The organism is Escherichia sp. E2661 (assembly GCF_004745185.1).
GTDB lineage: Bacteria > Pseudomonadota > Gammaproteobacteria > Enterobacterales > Enterobacteriaceae > Escherichia.
This window is the reverse complement of the sequence record NZ_PDIG01000079.1, coordinates 1-875: the sequence shown is the minus strand read 5'-3', so window position 1 is coordinate 875 and position 875 is coordinate 1. Positions and strand designations below refer to the sequence as shown.

The following is an 875-nucleotide window of genomic DNA, read 5'->3' as shown; positions in this document are numbered from 1 at the left end:
TCGTTCGATGCTCAGACGTACGTAGCTGTCATCACGATGCTCGACGTACGTGCGTACTCGATCGATGCTCAGACGTACGTAGCTGTACATCGATCGATGCTCGACGTACGTAGCTGTACACGTGATGCTCAGACGTACGTAGCTGTACATCGATCGATGCTCAGACGTACGTAGCTGTACATCGATCGATGCTCAGACGTACGTNNCTGNACATGCACGATACGGCGTTACCACCATTTCAGGCAGAACTTCGAACGCGCGATACATCAGATCTGGGCAAATTAATGGTGAGAAATCAGTTTATGAATATTCTGCGCCAGCTCCTGAATACGCATGTCTTCATAGAATTCAGGATCTTCCTGATACAGTGACGGCAGCATGTTTTTCACACGCAGGTTTAAATCAAAGGCGCGTTTGAACTCTGTCAGACCACGCAACAGGCTCAGAGCTTTGGTTTTATCGATACCAATGCTGAAGAGGAAGAGCAGGTTATAAGGACCGGTTTTCTCAACGATAATGCCGTGTTCATCAAGGTATTTCGCCACAATGTCGCCGGAATACCGAAATCGTCCATCGTGCCGTCTTTCGTCATACCCGGCGTCAGCAGAGTGACTTTGATCGGGTCCAGATACATATGCTCGTTGTCAATGTTCTGGAAACCATGCCAGCCGTTGTCAGAATTGAGCGGCCAGCATTCAACCTGGTCAATCTGCTCTGGCTGCCAGACATCAAAGAACCAACCTTCTGATTCACCTTTTAAGCGTTTAATCTCTTTACGGAACCGGATTGCACGATTAATAGAGCCATCAATCAGACGCTTACCGGCATTTCCTTTCATCATTGCCGCCGCAGTTTCCGTCGATGCGACAATACCG

At 48.5% G+C, this 875-nt stretch carries 1 pseudogene; it reads right to left on the bottom strand.

The window, feature by feature from the left end:
- Positions 1-219: 219 nt before the first annotated feature.
- Positions 220-875, bottom strand: a pseudogene (locus tag CRI63_RS23730) (lysine decarboxylase LdcC); the annotation flags it as partial.